Raw genomic sequence first — 20,369 nt, forward strand, 5'->3', positions numbered from 1 at the left:
GGGAGGGCGCCGATGGACATCAGCACGTTCTGGGCCGCGCTGCCCGACCCGGGGCGCAGGGCGCTGGAGGAGGCCGGCACCTCGGTCCTCATCAGGCAGGGCGCGTTCCTGACGCGCCAGCACAACCGGTCGTCCCAGGTGTACGTGCTGCGGTCGGGAGCGGTGGAGGTCTGGGTCGACCGGGCCGGGGAGCGGGTCATCCTCGACGTGCTCGGCCCGGGTGACCTGGTCGGGGAACTGGAGGCCGTGGACGGCGGCGTGCGCGAGGCCAGCGTGGAGGCGCTGACCCCGGTCCAGGCGCTGGTGCTGCCCGCCGACCGGTTCCGGACGGTGCTGAACGCCGACCCCGAGTGGGTGTGGGCGGTCGCGGGCGTCCTCGCCGAACGGCTCCGCGACGCCAACGAGCTGCGGATCTCGCACTTCCCGGACGACGCCGAACGGCGCCTCGGGACCCGGCTGCTCCGCCTCTTCGCACGCTTCGGGGTCCCCTCCGAGGACGAGGACGGCTCGCTCCTCGTCCGCCTGCCGATCTGCCAGCAGGACCTCGGCCGGTGGGCGGGCATGGGCCGCCGGAAGGTCGCCCAGATCCTCGCCGGGGAGCGGGTCCGCGGCGGCCTCTCCGTCACCCGCAACACGATCACCGCGCGGTCGCCGGAGGTCCTGCGCCGCCTGGCCGGCGACGACGCGGACCCGGCCCCGGGCGGTGACCCGCGCTCATAGGCCGCTGGGCTCGTGCGGCCACGGGGGAGGTACGGGCAGCGCGCCGTCGGGCCGCAGCACCAGGCCGGAACCGTCGGAACGGCCGCTGAGCCAGCCCAGCAGCGCGCGGCCGGAGCCGGAGATGACCGACCCCGCCGCGTCGCCCAGCTCGGCCGACTCGCCGGTGTCGGTGGCGACGAGCCGGAATCCGGCGACCTCGCCCTGCAGCTCCGCCGGGAGGGCGGCCAGATCCGCGAGCGTCGCGGGCAGCGCCCACCGCACGTACGGCTCGGGCCAGTCCGCCGGACCGTACCCCGCCGCGAGATCGACGTGATGCGCCTCGACCTCGTTCCAGCGGCGGTACACCGTGTACCAGGCGGGGTGCGCGTACCCGGCCAGCGCCCGTACCTCGGCGTCCCACGCCGAGGCGGGCAGGGTGCGGGCCTGCTCGGCGAACCGCCCCGCCGTCGCCCGGACGTCGGCGACCAGCGCTGACCGGCACCGTCCGGCGCCCGCCTCCAGATCGGCCTCCCGCGCCGCGAAGCTCGGGTACTGCGGGACCTCCACGCCCGTCCGCGCCCATTCGAGCAGGTTCCAGAGCGAGTCGGCGTTGCGCGCGATGTGCGTGGCCACGTGCGCGCGCGTCCATCCGGGCAGCGCGGAGGGGGCGGCGAGCTCCTCGTCCGACAGCCCGGACAACGTGGCCACGACCCGTTCGGTCCCCGAGTCGATCTCCTCCAGGACCTTTCCCCACTCCCGCATGACGCGCTCCTCTCGTCGCCAGGGCCTCCATCCTGCCCGGTGCCGGGCCGACGGCCGAACGCCGGTCCGGGTGGCGCGGTTCGGCCACGGTCCAGGGGTTCATGGATGTCCGCGGCGGTGCGAGACTCGATCTCCGGAGAGGAGTGATCCCATGCTTCGCCGTGCCGGTGTCGTCGTGTCCGCAGGAATACTCGGGGTCGTCGTGCTGCCTCCAGCGGAGGCCTCCGTGCACGGCGGGGGCCTGGTGAGCGAGATCCAGCTGCCGAACGGCTGGCGGCCCGAGGGAATCGCGATCGGGGCGGGCCCGTTCGCCTATGTCGGGTCGCTGGCGGACGGGGACATCTACCGGGCCGACCTGCGGACCGGGAAGGGCGCGGTCGTCAGCCAGGGCCCCGGCACGCCGACCGTGGGCATCAAGGTCGACCGGCGGGGCCGGATCTTCGCGGCGGGCGGGCCCACCGGGACGGCGCGGGTCGTGGACGCGCGGACCGGGCGGATCATCTCCAGCCACCAGCTGTCGGCCGGGACGCCGACGTTCGTCAACGACGTCCATGTGACACGGGACACGGCCTGGTTCACCGACTCCGCGACCCCGCAGCCCGCCCTGTACAAGATGCGGCTGGGGCGGGACGGGCTGCCGAGGGGCGTCGAACGGCTGCCGCTGAGCGGTGATCTCGTCTTCAACCCGACCGGCCCGAACGCCAACGGCATCGTCTCGACGCCGGACGGGAAGGGCCTGCTGATCGTCCAGAGCAACGCCGGGAAGCTCTTCCGCGTCGACCCGGCCACCGGCGTGACGCGGACCGTCGACCTCGGCGGCGAGTCGCTGCCCAACGGCGACGGAATGCTGCGGCACGGACGGACGCTGTACGTGGTGCAGAACCGCCTCAACGTCATCGCCGTCCTCAGGCTCGACCGGTCCGGCGAAACGGCACGGGTGGTCCGGCGGATCGGTGATACTCGTTTCGACGTGCCCACCACGGTCGCGTCGTTCAAGGACCGTCTCTACCTGCCGAACGCCCGGTTCACCACACCGCCGACGCCGGACACGACCTACAACGTGGTCGGGGTCAGAGCGCACAGGTAGGCCGCCCGGAGGGCCCGGCGCGTTCCGGTGGCGAGAGCCGTTCGAACACGTGTACGGTTCGAAATGCGGAGGCGGTCGCCGCTGTTGTCGCAGGACGGGGGATTCTGTCGTACCCCCTGGCTAGCCTGAGACCGACGCTCTCTAGTCTCTATTCGCCGCGCCCAAGAGGAACCGGAAGAACGCTGTGCATGACCGACTCATCGTGCGTGGAGCACGCGAGCACAACCTGAAGGACGTCTCGCTGGACCTCCCGCGGGACTCCATGATCGTGTTCACCGGGCTGTCGGGGTCCGGCAAGTCGAGTCTGGCGTTCGACACGATCTTCGCCGAGGGCCAGCGCCGGTACGTGGAGTCCTTGTCGGCCTACGCCCGGCAGTTCCTCGGGCAGATGGACAAGCCCGACGTCGACTTCATCGAGGGCCTGTCCCCGGCGGTGTCCATCGACCAGAAGTCGACCAGCAAGAACCCGCGTTCGACCGTCGGCACGATCACCGAGGTCTACGACTACCTGCGGCTGCTGTACGCGCGGATCGGCCACCCGCACTGTCCCGAGTGCGGCCGCCCGATCAGCCGCCAGGCGCCCCAGCAGATCGTCGACCGGGTGCTGGAGCTGGAGGAGGGCACCCGTTTCCAGGTGCTCGCACCGGTGATCCGCGGCCGCAAGGGCGAATACCTGGAGCTCTTCCGCGAGCTACAGTCCAAGGGCTACTCCCGCGCGCTGGTCGACGGCGCCATGATCCGGCTCGACGAGCCGCCCCGGCTCAAGAAGCAGGAGAAGCACGACATCGCCGTCGTCGTCGACCGTCTCGCGGTCAAAGACTCGGCCCGCCAGCGCCTCGCCGACTCGGTCGAGACCGCGCTCGGGCTGGCCGGCGGCACGATCGTGCTCGACTTCGTCGACCTGCCCGAAGACGACGAGCACCGCACCCGGATGTTCTCCGAGCACCTCTACTGCCCGTACGACGACCTGTCGTTCGACGAGCTGGAGCCGCGCTCGTTCTCGTTCAACTCGCCCTACGGCGCCTGCCCCGACTGCACGGGCCTCGGCACCCGCATGGAGGTCGACCCCGAGCTGGTCGTCCCGGACGTGGAGAAGACCCTCGGTGAGGGCGCGATCCAGCCCTGGTCCAACGGGCACGTCAGCGACTACTTCCTGCGGTTGCTGTCGGCCCTCGGCGACGCCATGGGCTTCGACCTCAACACCCCCTGGGAAAAGCTCCCCGCCAAGGCGCGCAAGGCCGTGCTCAACGGCCACGAGACCCAGGTGCACGTCCGCTATAAGAACCGCTACGGCCGGACGCGTTCCTACTACACGGCCTACGAGGGCGCGATCCCCTACATCCAGCGGCGGCACGCCGAGTCCGAGAGCGACGCGACCCGCGAGCGCTTCGAGGGCTACATGCGCGAGATCCCGTGCCCGACCTGCCACGGCGCGCGGCTCAAGCCCGTCATCCTCGCGGTCACCATGGGCGGCAAGTCGATCGCCGAGGTCGCGGCCATGCCCATCGGCGAGTGCGCCAAGTTCCTGCTGGCCATGGAGCTGGACGAGCGCGAGACGCACATCGCCGAGCGGGTCCTCAAGGAGGTCAACGCCCGCCTGGGCTTCCTGCTCGACGTCGGGCTCGACTACCTCACCCTCGACCGGGCCTCGGCCACCCTCGCCGGCGGCGAGGCGCAGCGCATCCGGCTGGCCACCCAGATCGGCTCGGGCCTGGTCGGCGTGCTGTACGTGCTGGACGAGCCGTCCATCGGCCTGCACCAGCGCGACAACCACCGGCTCCTGGAGACCCTCATCCGCCTCCGTGACATGGGCAACACGCTCATCGTCGTCGAGCACGACGAGGACACCATCCAGGCCGCCGACTGGATCGTCGACATCGGTCCCCGCGCGGGCGAGCACGGCGGCGAGATCGTCGTCTCCGGCACGCTCGACGAGCTGCTCACCTCCGACAGGTCGCTGACCGGCGCCTATCTGTCGGGCCGCCGCAGGATCGAGATCCCGCAGATCCGCCGTCCCCGGACCAAGGGCCGCGAGGTCACGGTCAAGGGCGCCGCCCAGAACAACCTCCAGAACGTCGACGTGGCGTTCCCGCTCGGGGTCTTCACCGCGGTCACCGGCGTCTCGGGCTCGGGCAAGTCGACGCTGGTCAACGACATCCTCTACAACTCGCTGGCCAAGCAGCTCAACGGCGCCCGCACCGTCCCGGGCAAGCACAAGCGGGTCAACGGCGTCGACCAGCTCGACAAGGTCGTCCATGTCGACCAGTCGCCGATCGGCCGCACGCCCCGTTCCAACCCGGCCACCTACACGGGCGTCTTCGACCACATCCGCAAGCTGTTCGCGCAGACGACCGAGGCCAAGGTGCGCGGCTACCAGCCGGGCCGCTTCTCCTTCAACGTCAAGGGCGGCCGCTGCGAGAACTGCTCCGGTGACGGCACCATCAAGATCGAGATGAACTTCCTGCCGGACGTCTACGTCCCGTGTGAGGTCTGCCACGGCGCCCGCTACAACCGGGAGACCCTGGAGGTCCACTACAAGGGCAAGACGATCTCCGAGGTGCTCGACATGCCGATCGAGGAGGCCACGGTCTTCTTCGAGCCGATCACCGCGATCCACCGTCACCTCAAGACCCTGAGCGACGTCGGCCTCGGCTACGTCCGCCTGGGCCAGCCCGCGCCCACCCTCTCCGGCGGCGAGGCGCAGCGCGTCAAGCTGGCCGCCGAGCTGCAGAAGCGCTCGACCGGCCGGACGATCTACGTGCTGGACGAGCCGACCACCGGCCTGCACTTCGAGGACATCCGCAAGCTCCTGGGCGTGCTCAACGGCCTGGTCGACAAGGGCAACACGGTGATCGTCATCGAGCACAACCTGGACGTCATCAAGACCGCCGACTGGATCATCGACATGGGTCCCGAGGGCGGCTCGCGCGGCGGCACCGTCGTCGCCACCGGCACCCCCGAGGACGTCGCCAAGGTCGAGGCCAGCCACACCGGCATGTTCCTGGCCAAGATGCTCGACCAGAACGGCTGACCCACGGCCTGAACCGGCCGCCCGCGCCGGCCGTGACAGGAGTACGGCGGCACGTCCGCCGACTCCTCGCGCCGGTGCGGGCCTGCTGCCCCGTCACAGGCGACAGGCCCGCGGGGCGTCTTCACCGGTGCGAGGCCTGCGGGACTGGCCGGGCAGGTGACGGCATGCGGTGGACCGGAGGGCGGCACGACCCCGCGAGCCCAGCCGACACCGGCCAGTCCTCCGCGCTGGTCCAGTTGTGACGTGAACGCACGATGCCCGCGGCGGGACCGGCCCCAGGGGGGTCGTGCCCGCCACGGGCATCGTCAGTGGTTCAGGTCAGGCGGGAAGGATGTTCTCCGCCTGGAGGCCCTTCTGGCCCTGGGTGACGTCGAACGTCACCTTCTGGCCTTCCTGGAGCTCACGGAAACCCTGCGCGGCGATGTTCGAGTAGTGGGCGAAGACGTCCGGGCCTCCGCCGTCCTGCGCGATGAAGCCGAAGCCCTTTTCCGAGTTGAACCACTTGACCGTACCGGTGGCCATAGCCATCTCCTTCTGGATAGGTCCCGGACCCACCCCTTGTGGGCCCGAGAACGCCGCGACCGCCCATCCGGAAGATCCAGAAAAAACAAAAAGCGCCTGAGGAAACCGTCAGGCGCACACAACAATGTTTATGGGAACCGCAACGGGACTACGCTAGCACACCTCCAGGCCTGGACGTGCCAGATCGTCCGCGACCCGAAAGATTCGAGGTCAGGTGCCGGGGAAATGCCCCGGAACCTTCCTCCGTGACGCATACTGAGATGTGATGAAACCCTCCCGAGCCGCGCAGCGGCGACACCTGCCGACCAGCCCCTTCAAGCCTCCGCTCCCGGCGCCGCCGGTCAAGGAGTTCGAGCCGGGCGACCAGGTGACCCACGACAAGCACGGTCTCGGACGCGTTCTCGAAGTCGAGGGACAGGCCGTCCTCGTCGACTTCGGCACGGTGAAGGCGCGGATCGTCGCGCCCTACGCCAAGCTTTTCAAGCTGTAGGCGTCCGAGGCCTGACCAGGTCTGCGCCCCGCCAAGGGGCACGGGCCCGCCGACCATGCGTCCTGTCATCTTCGCCGACCCTACCTCGCGGCCCCGCGATCCGCCCGCGCTTCCCCGCGGCGGCTCCTCAGCGCGCGCGGCCAACAAATTCGATCTCGGTTCGCCTGTTCAGGATTGAACCTTCCCTGTGATGCGTACGTATCTCCTAGTGATAGGGGAGTAATCGAACGCCGCACACGGAGGTAGGAATTCATGGTGACGGAGCCCGCATCGCAGGTGGAGGAGAACGAGCGGCCGGCCACCGAGGCACCGGACGGCGGCAACACGCGGCGCGGGGTTCTCATCGGGGTCGGCCTCGCCGGCGTCGCGGGGGTGGCCGCGGCGTGCGGCGGATCCGATGACTCCGGCGATTCCGGCGGCAACGGCGCCGCCGGCCAGCAGTCGCCGGCGGCGGGCGGCGGCGCGGCCCTGGCCCAGACGAGCGAGATCCCGGTCGGCGGCGGCAAGGTCTTCAAGGAACAGAAGGTCGTCGTCACCCAGCCGGCGCAGGGCACGTTCAAGGCGTTCAGCGCGATCTGCACGCACCGGCAGTGCCCGGTCGACGAGGTCGCCGACGGGACGATCAACTGCCCGTGCCACCGCAGCAAGTTCAAGATCGCCGACGGTTCGGTGGCGGGCGGTCCCGCGACCAGGCCGCTGGAGGAGAAGCAGGTCACGGTCTCGGGCGGGCAGATCAAGCTCGCCTGACGACCGCCGGGCCCGGGTCCCGGGCCCCTCTAACGGCCATCGGCATGGGCCAGGAGGGGCTCGGGGAGCTCCGTGCGGAACCTCGGCAACGCCTGCGGGTGGTTCTCGCGGATGTAGCGCACCAGGTGCTCGCGCACGTCGCAGCGCAGATCCCAGGCGCTCGCGGAGTCGGCCGCGCTCACCAGCACGCGGACCTGCACGAGGCCGTTCGGCAGGACGTCGGTGACCTCCAGCACCCACTCGCGCCGGTCCCACAGCGGGTTCTCGCGCAGGAACGAGTAGACCTCGGTGCGCAGCTCCTCCACCGGCACCGACCAGTCGACGTGGACCAGCACGGTGCCCATCACCCGGCTGGAGCGGCGGGTCCAGTTCTCGAACGGCTGCTCGGTGAAGTACGACACGGGCAGGATCAGCCGCCGGTCGTCCCAGAGGTGCACCACGACGTACGACAGGGTCAGCTCCTCGACGCGTCCCCACTGGCCCTCGACGACCACCACGTCGTCGAGCCGGAGCGCGTCGCTGAAGGCCAGTTGCAGCCCGGCGAAGAGGTTTCCCAGCGTCGGCCTGGCCGCGATGCCGATCACCAGCCCGGCGACTCCCGCCGAGGCCAGCACCCCGGCGCCCAGCGCCCGCACCGCCGGGAACGTGAACAACGCCGCGCCGACCGCGAGGATCACGACCACGACCGCCGCGATCCGGCGCAGCAGCGTCATCTGCGTCCGCGCCCGCCGCGCCCGGCGGTTGCGCTCGCCCTCGATCCGGGTCAGCCGGTCCAGCGCCGGATCGGTCAGCGCGTACGAGATCCGCAGCAGCAGCCAGGTGGCGACGCCGATCGCCGCGATGCGCATCCCGTGCCGGACCACGCCCTGCGCGCCGCCGTCGAGCACCTGGTACGGCATGGCCGCGTTCGCGCTGATCACCGCCGCGGTGGCGAACGCGGGCGCGGTGCAGCGGCGGGCCACCGCCCCGACCGCGGGCCACCGCACGGACAGCCGCCCGGCGAGCAGGCGCCGGCCCCCCTCGACCACGATCACCGAGGTGGTGACCGCTATCGCCAGAATGATCCAGGACCAGAACGCGGACACGTCCGGACGACCTCCCTTGATCTTGATCGCGGGCTGGATGCCATCCGGGTCCCCCTTTCCGATCGTCCCGGCTCCGAATCGAGATCTGGATCACCCTCGAGGGCACGGGCGGGCCGGTGAGATCAGGATCACTCGGCCGCCGCCCCGCCCCGGTGCCGGCGGCGCGGCGTGCGCACGCACTCTGTCGGCGGCGCCCACTAGGCTTTCTCACGTGGCAGATCCGGCGACCTACCGACCCGCCCCGGGGTCCATTCCGGACTCGCCGGGGGTCTACCGCTTCCGTGACGAGCACGGGCGGGTCATCTACGTGGGCAAGGCCAAGAGCCTGCGCTCCCGGCTCAACTCCTACTTCGCCGACTTCGCCGGGCTGCACCCCCGCACGCAGACCATGGTCCAGACCGCCGCCCGCGTGGACTGGACGGTCGTCGGCACCGAGGTCGAGGCGCTGCAGCTCGAATACTCCTGGATCAAGGAGTTCGACCCCCGGTTCAACGTCCGTTACCGCGACGACAAGTCCTATCCGTATCTGGCCGTCACCCTCGACGAGGAATTCCCGAGGGTGATGGTGATGCGAGGCGCCAAGCGCAAGGGCGTGCGCTACTTCGGCCCCTACTCCCACGCGTGGGCGATCAGGGAGACGGTCGACCAGCTGCTGCGCGTGTTCCCGGTGCGGACCTGCCGTCCCGGCGTGTTCAAGCGGCAGCACCAGCTCGACCGGCCGTGCCTGCTCGGCTACATCGACAAGTGCTCGGCGCCCTGCGTGGGACGGGTGACGCCTGAGGAGCACCGCCTCCTCGCCGAAGACTTCGGCGACTTCATGGCGGGCAACACCACCCGCTTCATCAAACGGCTCGAACGCGACATGCGCGAGGCCGCCGCGTCGCAGGAGTACGAGCGGGCCGCGCGGCTGCGCGACGACATCCGAGCCCTCGAACGCGCGCTCGAAAAGCAGACCGTCGTGCTCGGCGACACGACCGACTGCGACATGATCGCCTTCTTCGAGGACGAGCTGGAGGCGGCGGTCCAGGTCTTCTACGTCCGGGGCGGGCGCATCCGCGGCCAGCGCGGCTGGGTCGTCGACAAGGTCGAGGCCGTCACCACCGCCGACCTCGTCGAGGACTTCCTCATCCAGATCTACAGCGAGAGCGACTCGGTGCCCCGCGAGGTGCTGGTGCCCGCGCTGCCACCGGACGAGGAGGCGATGACCGAGCTGCTGACCGAGCAGCGCGGCGGCCCGGTGCGCCTGCGGGTGCCCCAGCGCGGTGACAAGAAGGCGCTGCTGGAGACCGTCCAGCGCAACGCGATGGAGGCGCTCAAGCAGCACAAGACGCGCCGCGCCAGCGATCTGACGACCCGGAGCAAGGCCCTGCAGGAGCTGCAGGAGGCCCTCGACCTGGACGAGGCGCCGCTGCGGATCGAGTGCTACGACGTCTCCAACCTGCAGGGCACCAACGTGGTCGCCTCCATGGTCGTGTTCGAGGACGGGCTCGCCCGCAAGAGCGAATACCGCCGGTTCACCATCAGGGGCGTCGAGGGCCAGGACGACGTCCGCTCCATCCACGAAGTGATCACCCGCCGGTTCAAGCGCTACCTGGCCGAGAGCGAGCGGACCGGCGAGCTCGACACCCTGGGCGATCCCGAGGCGGGCATGGAGGCCGAGATCGAGGGCGCCCTGGGGGCCGCACCGGCGGACGGCCCGGAGGTCGGCTCTCTGGACGCCGCGGCGCACCAGCCGATCGACCCCGAGACCGGCCGTCCCCGCAAGTTCGCCTACCCGCCCAACCTGGTGGTCGTCGACGGCGGCCCGCCGCAGGTGGCGGCGGCGCAGCGGGCGCTGGACGAGCTCGGCATCGACGACATCGACGTCTGCGGCATCGCCAAGCGGCTGGAGGAGATCTGGCTGCCCGGCGACGACGATCCGGTGATCCTGCCGCGCAACAGCGAGAGCATGTACCTCGTCCAGCGGGTCCGGGACGAGGCGCACCGGTTCGCGATCAATTTCCACCGCCAGAAACGTTCCAAGACGATGACGGCGAGCGAGCTCGACAACGTTCCCGGCCTCGGCCCGGCCCGCCGCAAGGCCCTGCTGAAACATTTCGGCTCGCTCAAACGGTTGAAGGAAGCGACACCCGAGCAGATCGCCGAGGTGCCGGGCATCGGGCTGCGCAGTGCCGCGCAGATCGCCGCGGCGCTCGGGGGAGCGCCGGTCCCGGGCGGGTCCGCGACCGCGGCGATCGAGGAACGCGCGGGCAACGACGACGGGGAGCACAGGGGGAGACCGAGATGACCGCCGAGACACAGGTCCCGGACATCGTCATCGTCACCGGCATGTCCGGGGCGGGACGCAGCACGGCCGCCAAGTCGCTGGAGGACCTCGACTGGTTCGTGGTCGACAACCTCCCGCCCGGCCTGCTGGCGACCATGGCCGACCTGGGGGGCCGGGTCAAGGACGCGGTGCCGCGCATCGCCGTCGTCGTCGACGTGCGCAGCCGCGCCTTCACCGCCGACCTGCACTCCTCGATCGAGGAGCTGGAGGCCCGCGGCGTCCATCCGCGCGTGGTGTTCCTGGAGGCCTCCGACGCCGCCCTCGTGCGGCGTTTCGAGAGCGTTCGGCGGCCCCATCCGCTGCAGGGCGACGGCACCCTCATCGACGGCATCTGCCGCGAGCGCGAGCGCGTCCGCGAGGTGCGCGCCGAGGCCGACCTGGTGCTCGACACCAGCGACCTCAACGTGCACCAGCTGCGGGCCAAGATCGTCAGCTTCTTCGGCAACGACACCGGCGAGTCCCGGCTGCGCGCCACCGTGCTCTCGTTCGGCTACAAGTACGGCCTGCCGGTCGACGCCGACCTCGTCGTCGACTGCCGCTTCCTGCCCAACCCGCACTGGGTGCCCGAGCTTCGGCCCCAGACCGGCCGGGACGCCCCGGTGCGCGAGTACGTGCTGGCACAGCGCGGCGCCAAGGAGTTCCTCGACGCCTACACCGAGGTGCTGCGGCTGCTGACCGACGGCTACGAGCGCGAGGGCAAGCACTACGTCACGCTCGCCGTCGGATGCACCGGCGGCAAACACCGTAGTGTGGCCATGGCGGAACAGCTCGCCACCCGGCTGCGGGACGAGGGCATCGAGGTCCAGGTGGCCCATCGTGACCTCGGTCGTGAGTGAGCGTTCCGATCAGGTCCGGTACGAGGAGACGAGCGGCACGGTGAACCCCCCTGGGCCCAAGGTCGTCGCGCTCGGCGGGGGCCACGGCCTCTACGCGTCGCTGTCGGCGCTGCGCCGGGTCACCGAACGGCTGACCGCGGTGGTGACGGTCGCCGACGACGGCGGCTCCAGCGGTCGGCTGCGCAAGGAGCTCGGCGTGCTGCCGCCGGGCGACCTGCGGATGGCGCTGGCCGCGCTCTGCGGCGACGACGAGTGGGGCCAGACCTGGCGCGACGTGGTGCAGCACCGGTTCCGCAGCCAGGGCGACCTGCACGACCACGCCGTCGGCAACCTGCTGATCGTCGCGCTCTGGGAGCTGCTGGGGGCCGAGGCCGCCGTCGAGGGGCTCGACTGGGTGGGCCGCCTGCTCGGCGCCCACGGGCGCGTGCTGCCGATGGCCTCGGTGCCGATGGACATCGTCGCGGAGGTGCGGGGCGCCGACCCGGCACGCCCGGACGCCGTCTCCCGGGTCAAGGGCCAGGTGGCGTGCGCCAAGACGCCCGGGACGGTGCTGAGCGTCTCCCTCGTCCCGACCGACCCGCCCGCGTGCCCCGAGGCGCTGCAGGCGGTGGACGAGGCCGACTGGGTGGTGTTCGGCCCGGGCTCCTGGTTCACCAGCGTCATGCCGCACCTGAAGGTGCCCGAGCTCGCCCAGGCCTTGACCCGCACCCGCGCACGGCGGATCGTCGCCTTGAATCTGGTGCCGCAACCCGGGGAGACCGACGATTTCTCGCCGCAGACCCATCTGGAGGTATTGCAGGCGCATGCCCCGGATCTGCGGATCGACGTCGTGCTCGCCGACCGGGGCGTCGTCGACGACACCGCGGCCCTCGACAAGGCCGTGCAGGCCCTCGGCGGCAGCCTGGTGCTCGCCGACGTCGCGGCGGCGGACGGATCGCCACGTCATGATCCCACCCTGCTGGCCCAAGCCTTCGTACAGATATTCGCCGACTGACGACCGCGCGGGCCGCGATCGGCCAGACTGCTGGAAGTTTCATTAGGGGGAGGGTTCATCTATGGCGATGACCGGGTTGGTGAAGGACGAGCTGAGCAGGTTGTCCGTCATGAAGCCGTGTTGCCGCAAGGCCGAGGTGTCGACGCTGCTGCGCTTCGCCGGCGGCCTTCATCTGGTCAGCGGGCGCATCGTGATCGAAGCGGAGATCGACACCGGCTCGGCCGCCCGGCGGCTGCGCAAGGACATCGCCGAGGTGTTCGGGCACACCTCGGACGTGGTGGTGCTCGCGCCGAGCGGCCTGCGCAAAGGCAACCGCTACGTCGTCCGGGTGTTCCGCGACGGCGAGTCGCTGGCCAGGCAGACCGGTCTGATCGACAACAACGGGCGGCCCGTGCGCGGGCTGCCGCGGCACGTGGTCGCGGGAGCGGCCTGCGACGCCGAATCGGCCTGGCGTGGCGCGTTCCTCGCGCACGGCTCGCTCACCGAGCCCGGCCGCTCGATGTCGCTGGAGGTGACCTGCCCGGGCCCGGAGGCCGCGCTCGCGCTCGTCGGCGCCGCCCGCCGGCTCAAGATCCACGCCAAGGCCAGGGAGGTCCGCGGGGTCGACCGGGTCGTCGTGCGGGACGGCGACGCGATCAGCGCGCTGCTCACCCGGCTCGGCGCGCACGACAGCGTGCTCGCCTGGGAGGAGCGGAGGATGCGCCGCGAGGTCCGCGCCACCGCCAACCGGCTCGCCAACTTCGACGACGCCAACCTGCGCCGCTCCGCCCGCGCCGCCGTCGCGGCCGGCGCCCGCGTCGCCCGCGCGCTGGAGATCCTCGGCGACGACGCACCCGAGCACCTGGTCAACGCGGGCAGGCTCCGCCTGGAGCACAAGCAGGCCTCGCTGGAAGAGCTCGGCCAGCTCGCCGACCCGCCGCTCACCAAGGACGCGATCGCCGGCCGTATAAGGCGTCTGCTGGCCATGGCCGACAAGCGCGCCCAGGACCAGGGCGTCCCCGGCACCGAAGCCAACCTGACGGCTGACATGCTTTCTTAGCTTTAGTGGCCTCGGGTCTTCGCCTGGCGGCTCAGACCCGAACCACAAAAGCAGCGATTGCGACATCGCTTCGCGATCTTCGCTCGGAGCTTCGCTGGCGCTCGCTCCGGCTCAGGTAGCGCAATCGCGTGCGGATGCGGGTCTGTGCGACCGTGATCGCCGCTTGAACGCGGTCGCGGGATTTGGGGGATTGGTCTAGACGGGCCGGTCTCGACCGCTGGCTGGGCGGGTTGGATCCCTCTGGTGGGGGAGGAAGACTTACCCGGTAGATCACCGGGACCGGTGGCGATGCGGGGGGCCTCGGTTCGGTAGGGTCGCTGATGGAGGGCCCTGGGGGCTCCTCCGCAGCATGCTGGACATCGACGTACGAGGAGTGGCGTTCCGTGACCATCCGAGTAGGCATCAACGGGTTCGGCCGCATCGGCCGCAACTTCTTCCGCGCGATCAAGGCGAGCGGGGCCGACATCGAGGTCGTGGCGGTCAACGACCTGACCGACAACCAGACACTGGCGACGCTGCTCAAGTACGACAGCATCCTCGGCCGCTTCCCCGAGGAGGTCACCGCGACCGCCGACGAGATCATCGTGGGCGGCAAGGCGATCAAGGCGTTCGAGGAGCGTGACCCGGCCAATCTGAAGTGGGGCGACCTCGGCGTCGACATCGTGGTCGAGTCGACGGGCTTCTTCACCGACGGCAAGAAGGCCAAGGTGCACGCCGACAACGGCGCCAAGAAGGTCATCATCTCCGCGCCGGCCAAGAACGAGGACGTCACTCTCGTTCTGGGCGCCAACGAGGACAAGTACGACCCGGCGGCCCACACGGTCATCTCCAACGCGTCCTGCACCACCAACTGCCTGGCTCCGCTGGCCAAGGTGCTGCACGACAACTTCGTCATCGAGAAGGGCCTGATGACGACGATCCACGCGTACACCCAGGACCAGAACCTCCAGGACGCCCCCCACAAGGACCTGCGCCGGGCGCGCGCGGCCGCGCTGAACGTGGTGCCGACGTCGACGGGCGCCGCCAAGGCGATCGGGCTGGTGCTGCCCGAGCTCAACGGCAAGCTCGACGGGTACTCGCTGCGCGTTCCGGTGCCGACCGGCTCGGCCACGGACCTGACCGCGACCCTGGGCCGCGAGGTCACCGTGGACGAGGTCAACGCCGCGTTCAAGGCCGCCGCCGAGGGGCCGCTGAAGGGCTACCTGACCTACACCGCGGACCCGATCGTGTCCTCCGACATCGTCACCGACCCGGCCTCCTGCATCTTCGACTCGGGGCTGACCAAGGTCATCGGCGACCAGGTGAAGGTCGTCGGCTGGTACGACAACGAGTGGGGCTACTCCAACCGCCTCGTCGACCTCGTCAAGCTCGTCGGCTCCAGCCTCTAGTCTCCTCGTTCCGCCGTGATCACGTACCGCACGTGATCACGGCGGCGGCGTATTCCGGAAGGACACGCGTTTCGATGCGCACCATTGACGATCTCGACGTCGCCGGGAAGCGGGTGCTGGTCCGCGCGGACCTGAACGTCCCGCTCCAGGACGGGAAGATCACCGACGACGGCCGGATCCGGGCCAGTGTGCCGACGATCCAGGCGCTGCGGGAGAAGGGCGCCAAGGTCGTCGTCTGCGCCCACCTCGGCCGTCCCAAGGGTGAGGTGAAGTCTGAATACTCGCTCGCACCCGTGGCCGTGCGGTTGGGGGAGCTGCTCGGTGCCGACGTCACGTTCGCCACGGATGTGGTGGGCGAGTCCGCGCGGGGTGTGGTTGCCGGGCTTGACGGCGGCCAGGTCGCGCTGCTGGAGAACCTCCGTTTCGAGGCGGGGGAGACCAGCAAGGACGACGGTGAGCGGGGGGCGTTCGCCGACAGGCTGGCCGCCCTCGCCGAGGTGTACGTGGGCGACGGCTTCGGTGCGGTGCACCGCGAGCACGCCAGCGTCTACGACGTGCCGCGACGGCTTCCGCACGCGGCCGGTGGTCTGATCGTCACCGAGGTCGAGGTCCTGAAGAAGCTCACCGAGGACGTGGAGCGGCCGTACGCGGTGGTGCTCGGCGGCTCCAAGGTCTCCGACAAGCTCGGCGTGATCGACAACCTGCTGGGCAAGGCCGACCGCATCCTCATCGGCGGCGGCATGGTCTTCACCTTCCTCAAGGCCCAGGGCCACGAGGTCGGCCAGAGCCTGCTCGAAGCGGATCAGCTCGACACCGTCCGCGACTACCTGCGCCGCGCCGAGGAGGCGGGGGTGGAGTTCGTGCTGCCGGTCGACATCGTCGCCGCCACGGCCTTCGCCGCCGACGCCGACCACGACGTGGTGGCCGCCGACGCCATCCCGGCCGACCGGCTCGGCCTCGACATCGGCCCCGAGTCCGGGAAGCTGTTCGCATCCCGGCTTGCGGGGACGAAGACGGTGTTCTGGAACGGCCCGATGGGCGTGTTCGAGATGGAGCCGTACTCCCACGGCACCCGCGCCGTGGCGCAGGGCTTGATCGACTCCGGCGCGTTCACCGTCGTCGGCGGCGGTGACTCCGCCGCGGCCGTGCGGACGCTCGGCTTCGACGAGAACGCCTTCTCCCACATCTCGACCGGCGGCGGCGCCAGCCTCGAATACCTCGAAGGCACGACGCTGCCCGGCCTGCAAGCGCTGGAGGACTGAACCATGGCCCCCAAGGCCCCCGCACGCAAGCCGGTCATGGCCGGCAACTGGAAGATGAACTGCAACCACCTTGAGGCGATCGCGCTGGTGCAGAAGCTGGCGTTCGGGCTCAAGGAGGCCGACCACGAGGCCGTCGACGTGGTCGTGCTCCCCCCGTTCACCGACATCCGCTCGGTGCAGACGCTGGTGGACGCCGACCGGCTCCAGATCCAGTACGGGGCGCAGGACCTCTCCCAGCACGCCTCCGGCGCCTACACCGGCGAGATCTCCGGGGCGATGCTGGCCAAGCTCGGCTGCTCGTACGTGGTGATCGGGCACTCCGAGCGCCGCCAGTACCACCACGAGGACGAGGCGCTCGTCAACGCCAAGGTGAAGGCGGCCTTCGCCAACGACCTGACGCCGATCATGTGCGTCGGGGAGGGCCTGGACGTCCGCAAGGCGGGCGAGCAGGTCGCCCACACGCTGGCCCAGGTCGACGGCGGGCTGGAGAAGATCCCCGCCGACCAGGCCAGGACGATCGTGATCGCGTACGAACCCGTCTGGGCCATCGGCACCGGCGAGGTCGCCACCCCGCAGGACGCCCAGGAGGTCTGCGGCGCGATCCGGGCCCGGCTCGCCGAGCTATATGACGGCGAGGTCGCCGACTCTGTACGTATCCTGTACGGAGGGTCGGTGAAGGGCGCCAACATCGCCGGGATCATGGCCCAGCCCGATGTGGACGGGGCACTGGTCGGAGGTGCCAGCCTCGACCCGGGTGAGTTCGTCAAGATCTGCCGGTACCGGGACCTGCCCGTCTGATCAATTCTGATCAATTCGGCGACGACATGGGGGTTCTTGACGAACCAGCGAAGAGTTCGTCGTACCCTTCGTAGCTGACGGGTAAACCGCCCGGCTCGTTCCTCCGTCCTTGATACGACAAGCCCCGCGCCAGCGGGGGTGGCCAGAAGAGGCGCAACTGCAGTGATTCTCGCAACGTCCATCGTGCTCATCCTCACGAGCCTGCTGATGGTGGTCCTCGTCCTGATGCACAAGGGCAAGGGCGGCGGCCTGTCCGACATGTTCGGCGGCGGCGTCTCGTCTTCGCTGGGCGGCTCGTCGGTGGTGGAGCGCAATCTCGACCGGCTGACCATCGGCACGGGCGTGATCTGGTTCGCCTCGATCATCGTCCTCGGCCTGTTGTTCAAGAGCAAGGGCGCCTGAGCCGGACAGTCCGGCACACACGAACGATCGCCGCTCCGGCCGGGGTCAGGCCGGCGGGCGGCAGCGGAACATTGAGCGAGGAGTAGTCCGTGGGTAGTGGCAACGCGATTCGGGGCAGCCGTGTCGGGGCAGGGCCGATGGGAGAGGCCGAGCGCGGGGACGCGGCACCCCGCGTCTGGGTGACCTTCTACTGCGCCAACCGGCACGAGACCCGCCCCAGCTTCGCGACGGACGTCGCGGTGCCCGACACGTGGGATTGCCCGCGCTGCGGGTTCCCGGCGGGCCAGGATTCCGACAACCCCCCCGCTCCGCCGAAGACGGAGCCCTACAAGACGCACCTGGCGTACGTGAAGGAGCGGCGCAGCGACGAGGACGGCGAGGCCATCCTCGAGGAGGCCCTGGCCAAGCTGCGCCAGAAGCGCGCCGCCGTCAAGGCCGCCATGGAGGCCGCCGCCCGCGTCTGAGACCGCCCGCCGCCGGCTCGAGAGCGGCGGACGCACGGACATGGCGAAGGCCCGGCTCCCTCGGGGAGCCGGGCCTTTTGCGTGCTCAGACGCTTTCCAGGACGGGTCTCGTCACCGTCTCATCGCCGATCCGGCGGCCGGCACGCCGCGGTGTTCCTCACCGTCCGCCGCCTCGTAACGGTCGAAGACGAAGGGGACGCCGTTGGCGACGATCGGGCTGGGCCGGTCCATCAGCTGGAAGTGCAGGTGCGGCTCGGAGGTGTTGCCCGAGTTGCCGCAGTCGGCCAGGTGCTCGCCGGCCCGGACGCGCTGACCGCGCCTGACCTTGATCGAGCCGCGCTTGAGATGGGCGAACGCCGCGTACGTGCCGTCGCCGAGGTCGAGGATCACGTGGTTGCCGAGAATGAAGCCGGGACCGCCCAGCTCGCGCAGCATGCCTTCGATCATCATGAACGGGAGCGTGATCCACGAGTTGCGGCTCCAGTGGTCGCGTCGCCAGCCGGAGGCACGCACGACCTCGCCGTCGGCCGGAGCGAAGATCGGCTTTCCGAACCCGGAGAACGCGCCGGCCCGCCGCGCCGGAGGCCAGGCGCGCATCGCCGACCACTCGTCGTCCTCGTCGTGGTGGACGAGGTCGACGGCGTAGGTCTGCCCGTAGGCGTCCACGCCGTGGCTGGGCACTTTGTCCGCAGGGCTGTTGACGGCGATCCAGCGTCCGCGTACCGGAGCCTGGACGGGCCGCGGCCCGGCGGCGGCCGTCGTGCCGGCGGGCCTGCCCCTGAACGCCTCCGGGCCGGTCCTGGACGGCTTCACCGTCATCAGCGCGAACCCGGCGACCATCACGACCAGTCCGCCCAGCAGCACCCATCCCACGTCGTGCAGGAACGTCGAAAGGCTGATGACGGCGCCCAGCAGGACCATCAGCGTCTTGAAGCGGGCCGCGCGCAGGATGAAGGACCTCATGACACCAGCGTACGGATTTCCGGAATTCCGTCAATCCGGTCTGGGCTATGCTGGCGCCCACGCGACTGGCGCAGTCAAGGTGGAATCACCACCGGGGAGCGAAGACCGTCCGCACACCGCGCGCCTGGGTGTACGGGTCCCTCAGCCGGGGGTTCCCGTCACGAGCCCCGGCGTGATCAGCGCGGAGGTTGTTCATGCATCAGCTGGCCATCCCCCATCTGCACGACCAGGACCCCGACATCGCCGGACTCGTCGAGGCCGAGGCCCGCCGCCAGTACGAGAAGATCCGCCTCATCGCCTCCGAGAACTACGTCTCGCCCGCCGTACTGGAGGCCACCGGCTCGGTCCTCACCAACAAGTACTCCGAGGGCTATGCGGGCCGCCGCTACTACGAGGGCCAGCAGAACGTCGACCCGATCGAGCTCCTCGCGATCGAACGCGCCAAGGCCCTGTTCGACGTCGAGCACGCCAACGTACAGCCGTACTCCGGCTCGCCCGCCAACCTCGCGGTCTACATGGCGTTCCTGGAGCCCGGCGACAAGGTGATGGGCCTGTCGCTGCCGATGGGCGGTCACCTCACGCACGGCTGGTCGGTGTCGGTGACCGGCAAGTGGTTCACGCCCGTGCGCTACGACGTGCGCGCCGACACGGGACGCGTCGACATGGACCAGGTCCGGGACCTGGCGCTGAAGGAGCGGCCCAAGCTGATCTGGTGCGGCGGCACCGCGATCCCGCGCACCATCGACTTCCCCGCGTTCGCCGAGATCGCCCGGGAGGCGGGCGCCGTGCTCGCCGCCGACATCGCCCACATCGCCGGGCTCATCGCCGGTGGTGCCCATCCCTCCCCGGTCGGGCACGCCGAGGTCATCTCGACCACCACCCACAAGACGCTGCGCGGCCCGCGCGGCGCGATGGTCCTGTCCACGGCGGAGCACGCCAAGGCGATCGACAAGGCGGTGTTCCCCGGCCTCCAGGGCGGCCCGCACGACCACACCACCGCCGCCATCGCGGTCGCGCTCAAGGAGGCCGCGCGGCCCGAGTTCGCCGCGTACGCCCGCCAGATCGTGGCGAACGCCCGCGCCCTCGCCGGCGCCCTGCTCGAACGCGGCTACGACCTGGTGTCCGGCGGCACCGACAACCACCTGATCCTCATCGACCTGACCAGCAAGGGGGTCGCCGGCAAGCCCGCCGCGCAGGCCCTCGACCGCGCCGGGATCGAGCTCAACTACAACGCGGTGCCGTTCGACCCGCGCAAGCCGTTCGACCCGTCCGGCCTGCGCCTCGGCACCGCCTCGATCACCACCCGCGGCCTGACCGAGCGGCAGATGCCGCAGGTGGCCGCCTGGATCGACGAGGTGGTGCAGGCCGCCGCCAAGCAGGACGAGGCCGTACTGGCCCGGATCGCCGGTCAGGTACGCGAGCTGCTCGCGGCCTATCCGATGCCCGGGTGGGCGCCGACGCCGTGACGCGGCGC

General features: G+C 70.5%; 19 protein-coding genes and 1 riboswitch. Of the genes, 15 read left to right on the forward strand and 4 right to left on the reverse strand.

Features of this window, described 5'->3' with window-relative positions; translation table 11 throughout:
- Positions 1-12 precede the first annotated feature (12 nt).
- Complete coding sequence (locus ABD333_RS12245) at positions 13-720, forward strand: Crp/Fnr family transcriptional regulator (protein WP_344540572.1); 708 nt, start codon at positions 13-15, stop codon at positions 718-720.
- Here the strand turns inward: ABD333_RS12245 and ABD333_RS12250 are convergent.
- Positions 715-1,461 (reverse strand): maleylpyruvate isomerase family mycothiol-dependent enzyme, encoded by a 747-nt coding sequence (locus ABD333_RS12250; RefSeq protein WP_344540573.1) that lies wholly within the window; start codon positions 1,459-1,461, stop codon positions 715-717. The two genes, ABD333_RS12245 and ABD333_RS12250, sit on opposite strands and share 6 nt — an antisense overlap.
- Positions 1,462-1,612: 151 nt before the next feature.
- Here ABD333_RS12250 and ABD333_RS12255 point away from each other — a divergent pair, with 151 nt between their 5' ends.
- Entirely contained in the window at positions 1,613-2,548 is a 936-nt protein-coding gene (locus ABD333_RS12255; RefSeq protein ID WP_344540574.1) for an SMP-30/gluconolactonase/LRE family protein, read from the forward strand.
- A 184-nt stretch (positions 2,549-2,732) separates the two neighbouring features.
- Positions 2,733-5,579: an excinuclease ABC subunit UvrA gene (gene uvrA, locus ABD333_RS12260; RefSeq protein WP_344540575.1), complete on the forward strand. Its 2,847-nt coding sequence runs from the start codon at positions 2,733-2,735 to the stop codon at positions 5,577-5,579.
- Positions 5,580-5,897: 318 nt separating this feature from the next.
- On the opposite strand, the gene ABD333_RS12265 is transcribed toward uvrA, so the two are convergent.
- A complete protein-coding gene (locus ABD333_RS12265; protein ID WP_344540577.1) occupies positions 5,898-6,101 on the reverse strand; it encodes a cold-shock protein in 204 nt (67 codons plus the stop codon).
- Positions 6,102-6,366: 265 nt separating this feature from the next.
- On the opposite strand from ABD333_RS12265, the gene ABD333_RS12270 reads away from it, so the two are divergent.
- On the forward strand, positions 6,367-6,591 hold the full coding sequence (locus tag ABD333_RS12270; protein WP_344540579.1) for a hypothetical protein: 225 nt from the start codon (positions 6,367-6,369) through the stop codon (positions 6,589-6,591).
- A 252-nt stretch (positions 6,592-6,843) separates the two neighbouring features.
- A complete protein-coding gene (locus ABD333_RS12275) occupies positions 6,844-7,338 on the forward strand; it encodes a Rieske (2Fe-2S) protein (protein WP_344540580.1) in 495 nt (164 codons plus the stop codon).
- 29 nt (positions 7,339-7,367) lie between these two features.
- On the opposite strand, the gene ABD333_RS12280 is transcribed toward ABD333_RS12275, so the two are convergent.
- Positions 7,368-8,423 (reverse strand): mechanosensitive ion channel family protein, encoded by a 1,056-nt coding sequence (locus tag ABD333_RS12280; RefSeq protein WP_344540581.1) that lies wholly within the window; start codon positions 8,421-8,423, stop codon positions 7,368-7,370.
- A 211-nt stretch (positions 8,424-8,634) separates the two neighbouring features.
- On the opposite strand from ABD333_RS12280, the gene uvrC reads away from it, so the two are divergent.
- From uvrC to ABD333_RS12325, 9 genes are all read left to right on the forward strand, one after another.
- The gene (uvrC, locus tag ABD333_RS12285) at positions 8,635-10,710 is read left to right on the forward strand and encodes an excinuclease ABC subunit UvrC (protein ID WP_344540582.1); all 2,076 of its coding nucleotides are present in this window, start codon (positions 8,635-8,637) and stop codon (positions 10,708-10,710) included.
- Positions 10,707-11,585 carry an RNase adapter RapZ gene (gene rapZ, locus ABD333_RS12290; RefSeq protein ID WP_344540583.1) on the forward strand — a complete coding sequence of 293 codons (879 nt, stop codon included), beginning with the start codon at positions 10,707-10,709 and terminating at the stop codon, positions 11,583-11,585. The genes uvrC and rapZ overlap by 4 nt, the downstream gene beginning before the upstream one ends.
- 40 nt (positions 11,586-11,625) lie before the next feature.
- The gene (locus tag ABD333_RS12295; protein ID WP_344541554.1) at positions 11,626-12,579 is read left to right on the forward strand and encodes a gluconeogenesis factor YvcK family protein; all 954 of its coding nucleotides are present in this window, start codon (positions 11,626-11,628) and stop codon (positions 12,577-12,579) included.
- 61 nt (positions 12,580-12,640) lie between these two features.
- The gene (gene whiA, locus ABD333_RS12300; protein WP_344540584.1) at positions 12,641-13,618 is read left to right on the forward strand and encodes a DNA-binding protein WhiA; all 978 of its coding nucleotides are present in this window, start codon (positions 12,641-12,643) and stop codon (positions 13,616-13,618) included.
- Positions 13,619-14,001: 383 nt separating this feature from the next.
- The gene (gene gap, locus ABD333_RS12305) at positions 14,002-15,006 is read left to right on the forward strand and encodes a type I glyceraldehyde-3-phosphate dehydrogenase (protein ID WP_344540585.1); all 1,005 of its coding nucleotides are present in this window, start codon (positions 14,002-14,004) and stop codon (positions 15,004-15,006) included.
- A gap of 74 nt (positions 15,007-15,080) precedes the next feature.
- Positions 15,081-16,268 carry a phosphoglycerate kinase gene (locus ABD333_RS12310; RefSeq protein ID WP_344540586.1) on the forward strand — a complete coding sequence of 396 codons (1,188 nt, stop codon included), beginning with the start codon at positions 15,081-15,083 and terminating at the stop codon, positions 16,266-16,268.
- A 3-nt stretch (positions 16,269-16,271) separates the two neighbouring features.
- The gene (tpiA, locus tag ABD333_RS12315; RefSeq protein ID WP_344540587.1) at positions 16,272-17,066 is read left to right on the forward strand and encodes a triose-phosphate isomerase; all 795 of its coding nucleotides are present in this window, start codon (positions 16,272-16,274) and stop codon (positions 17,064-17,066) included.
- A 162-nt stretch (positions 17,067-17,228) separates the two neighbouring features.
- Positions 17,229-17,468: a preprotein translocase subunit SecG gene (gene secG / locus ABD333_RS12320; protein ID WP_151560601.1), complete on the forward strand. Its 240-nt coding sequence runs from the start codon at positions 17,229-17,231 to the stop codon at positions 17,466-17,468.
- 89 nt (positions 17,469-17,557) lie between these two features.
- Positions 17,558-17,932, forward strand: a complete 375-nt coding sequence (locus ABD333_RS12325) for an RNA polymerase-binding protein RbpA (protein WP_151560602.1) — start codon at positions 17,558-17,560, stop codon at positions 17,930-17,932.
- 111 nt (positions 17,933-18,043) lie between these two features.
- Here ABD333_RS12325 and ABD333_RS12330 read toward each other — a convergent pair whose 3' ends face one another.
- A complete protein-coding gene (locus ABD333_RS12330; RefSeq protein WP_344540588.1) occupies positions 18,044-18,895 on the reverse strand; it encodes a M23 family metallopeptidase in 852 nt (283 codons plus the stop codon).
- A 51-nt stretch (positions 18,896-18,946) separates the two neighbouring features.
- A riboswitch (ZMP/ZTP riboswitch) is annotated at positions 18,947-19,032 on the forward strand.
- Between the two features lie 57 nt (positions 19,033-19,089).
- On the opposite strand from ABD333_RS12330, the gene ABD333_RS12335 reads away from it, so the two are divergent.
- Positions 19,090-20,361 (forward strand): serine hydroxymethyltransferase, encoded by a 1,272-nt coding sequence (locus tag ABD333_RS12335; RefSeq protein WP_344540589.1) that lies wholly within the window; start codon positions 19,090-19,092, stop codon positions 20,359-20,361.
- Positions 20,362-20,369: the final 8 nt, after the last annotated feature.

The sequence above is a fragment of the Actinomadura fulvescens genome, from assembly GCF_039533225.1.
GTDB lineage: Bacteria > Actinomycetota > Actinomycetes > Streptosporangiales > Streptosporangiaceae > Spirillospora > Spirillospora fulvescens.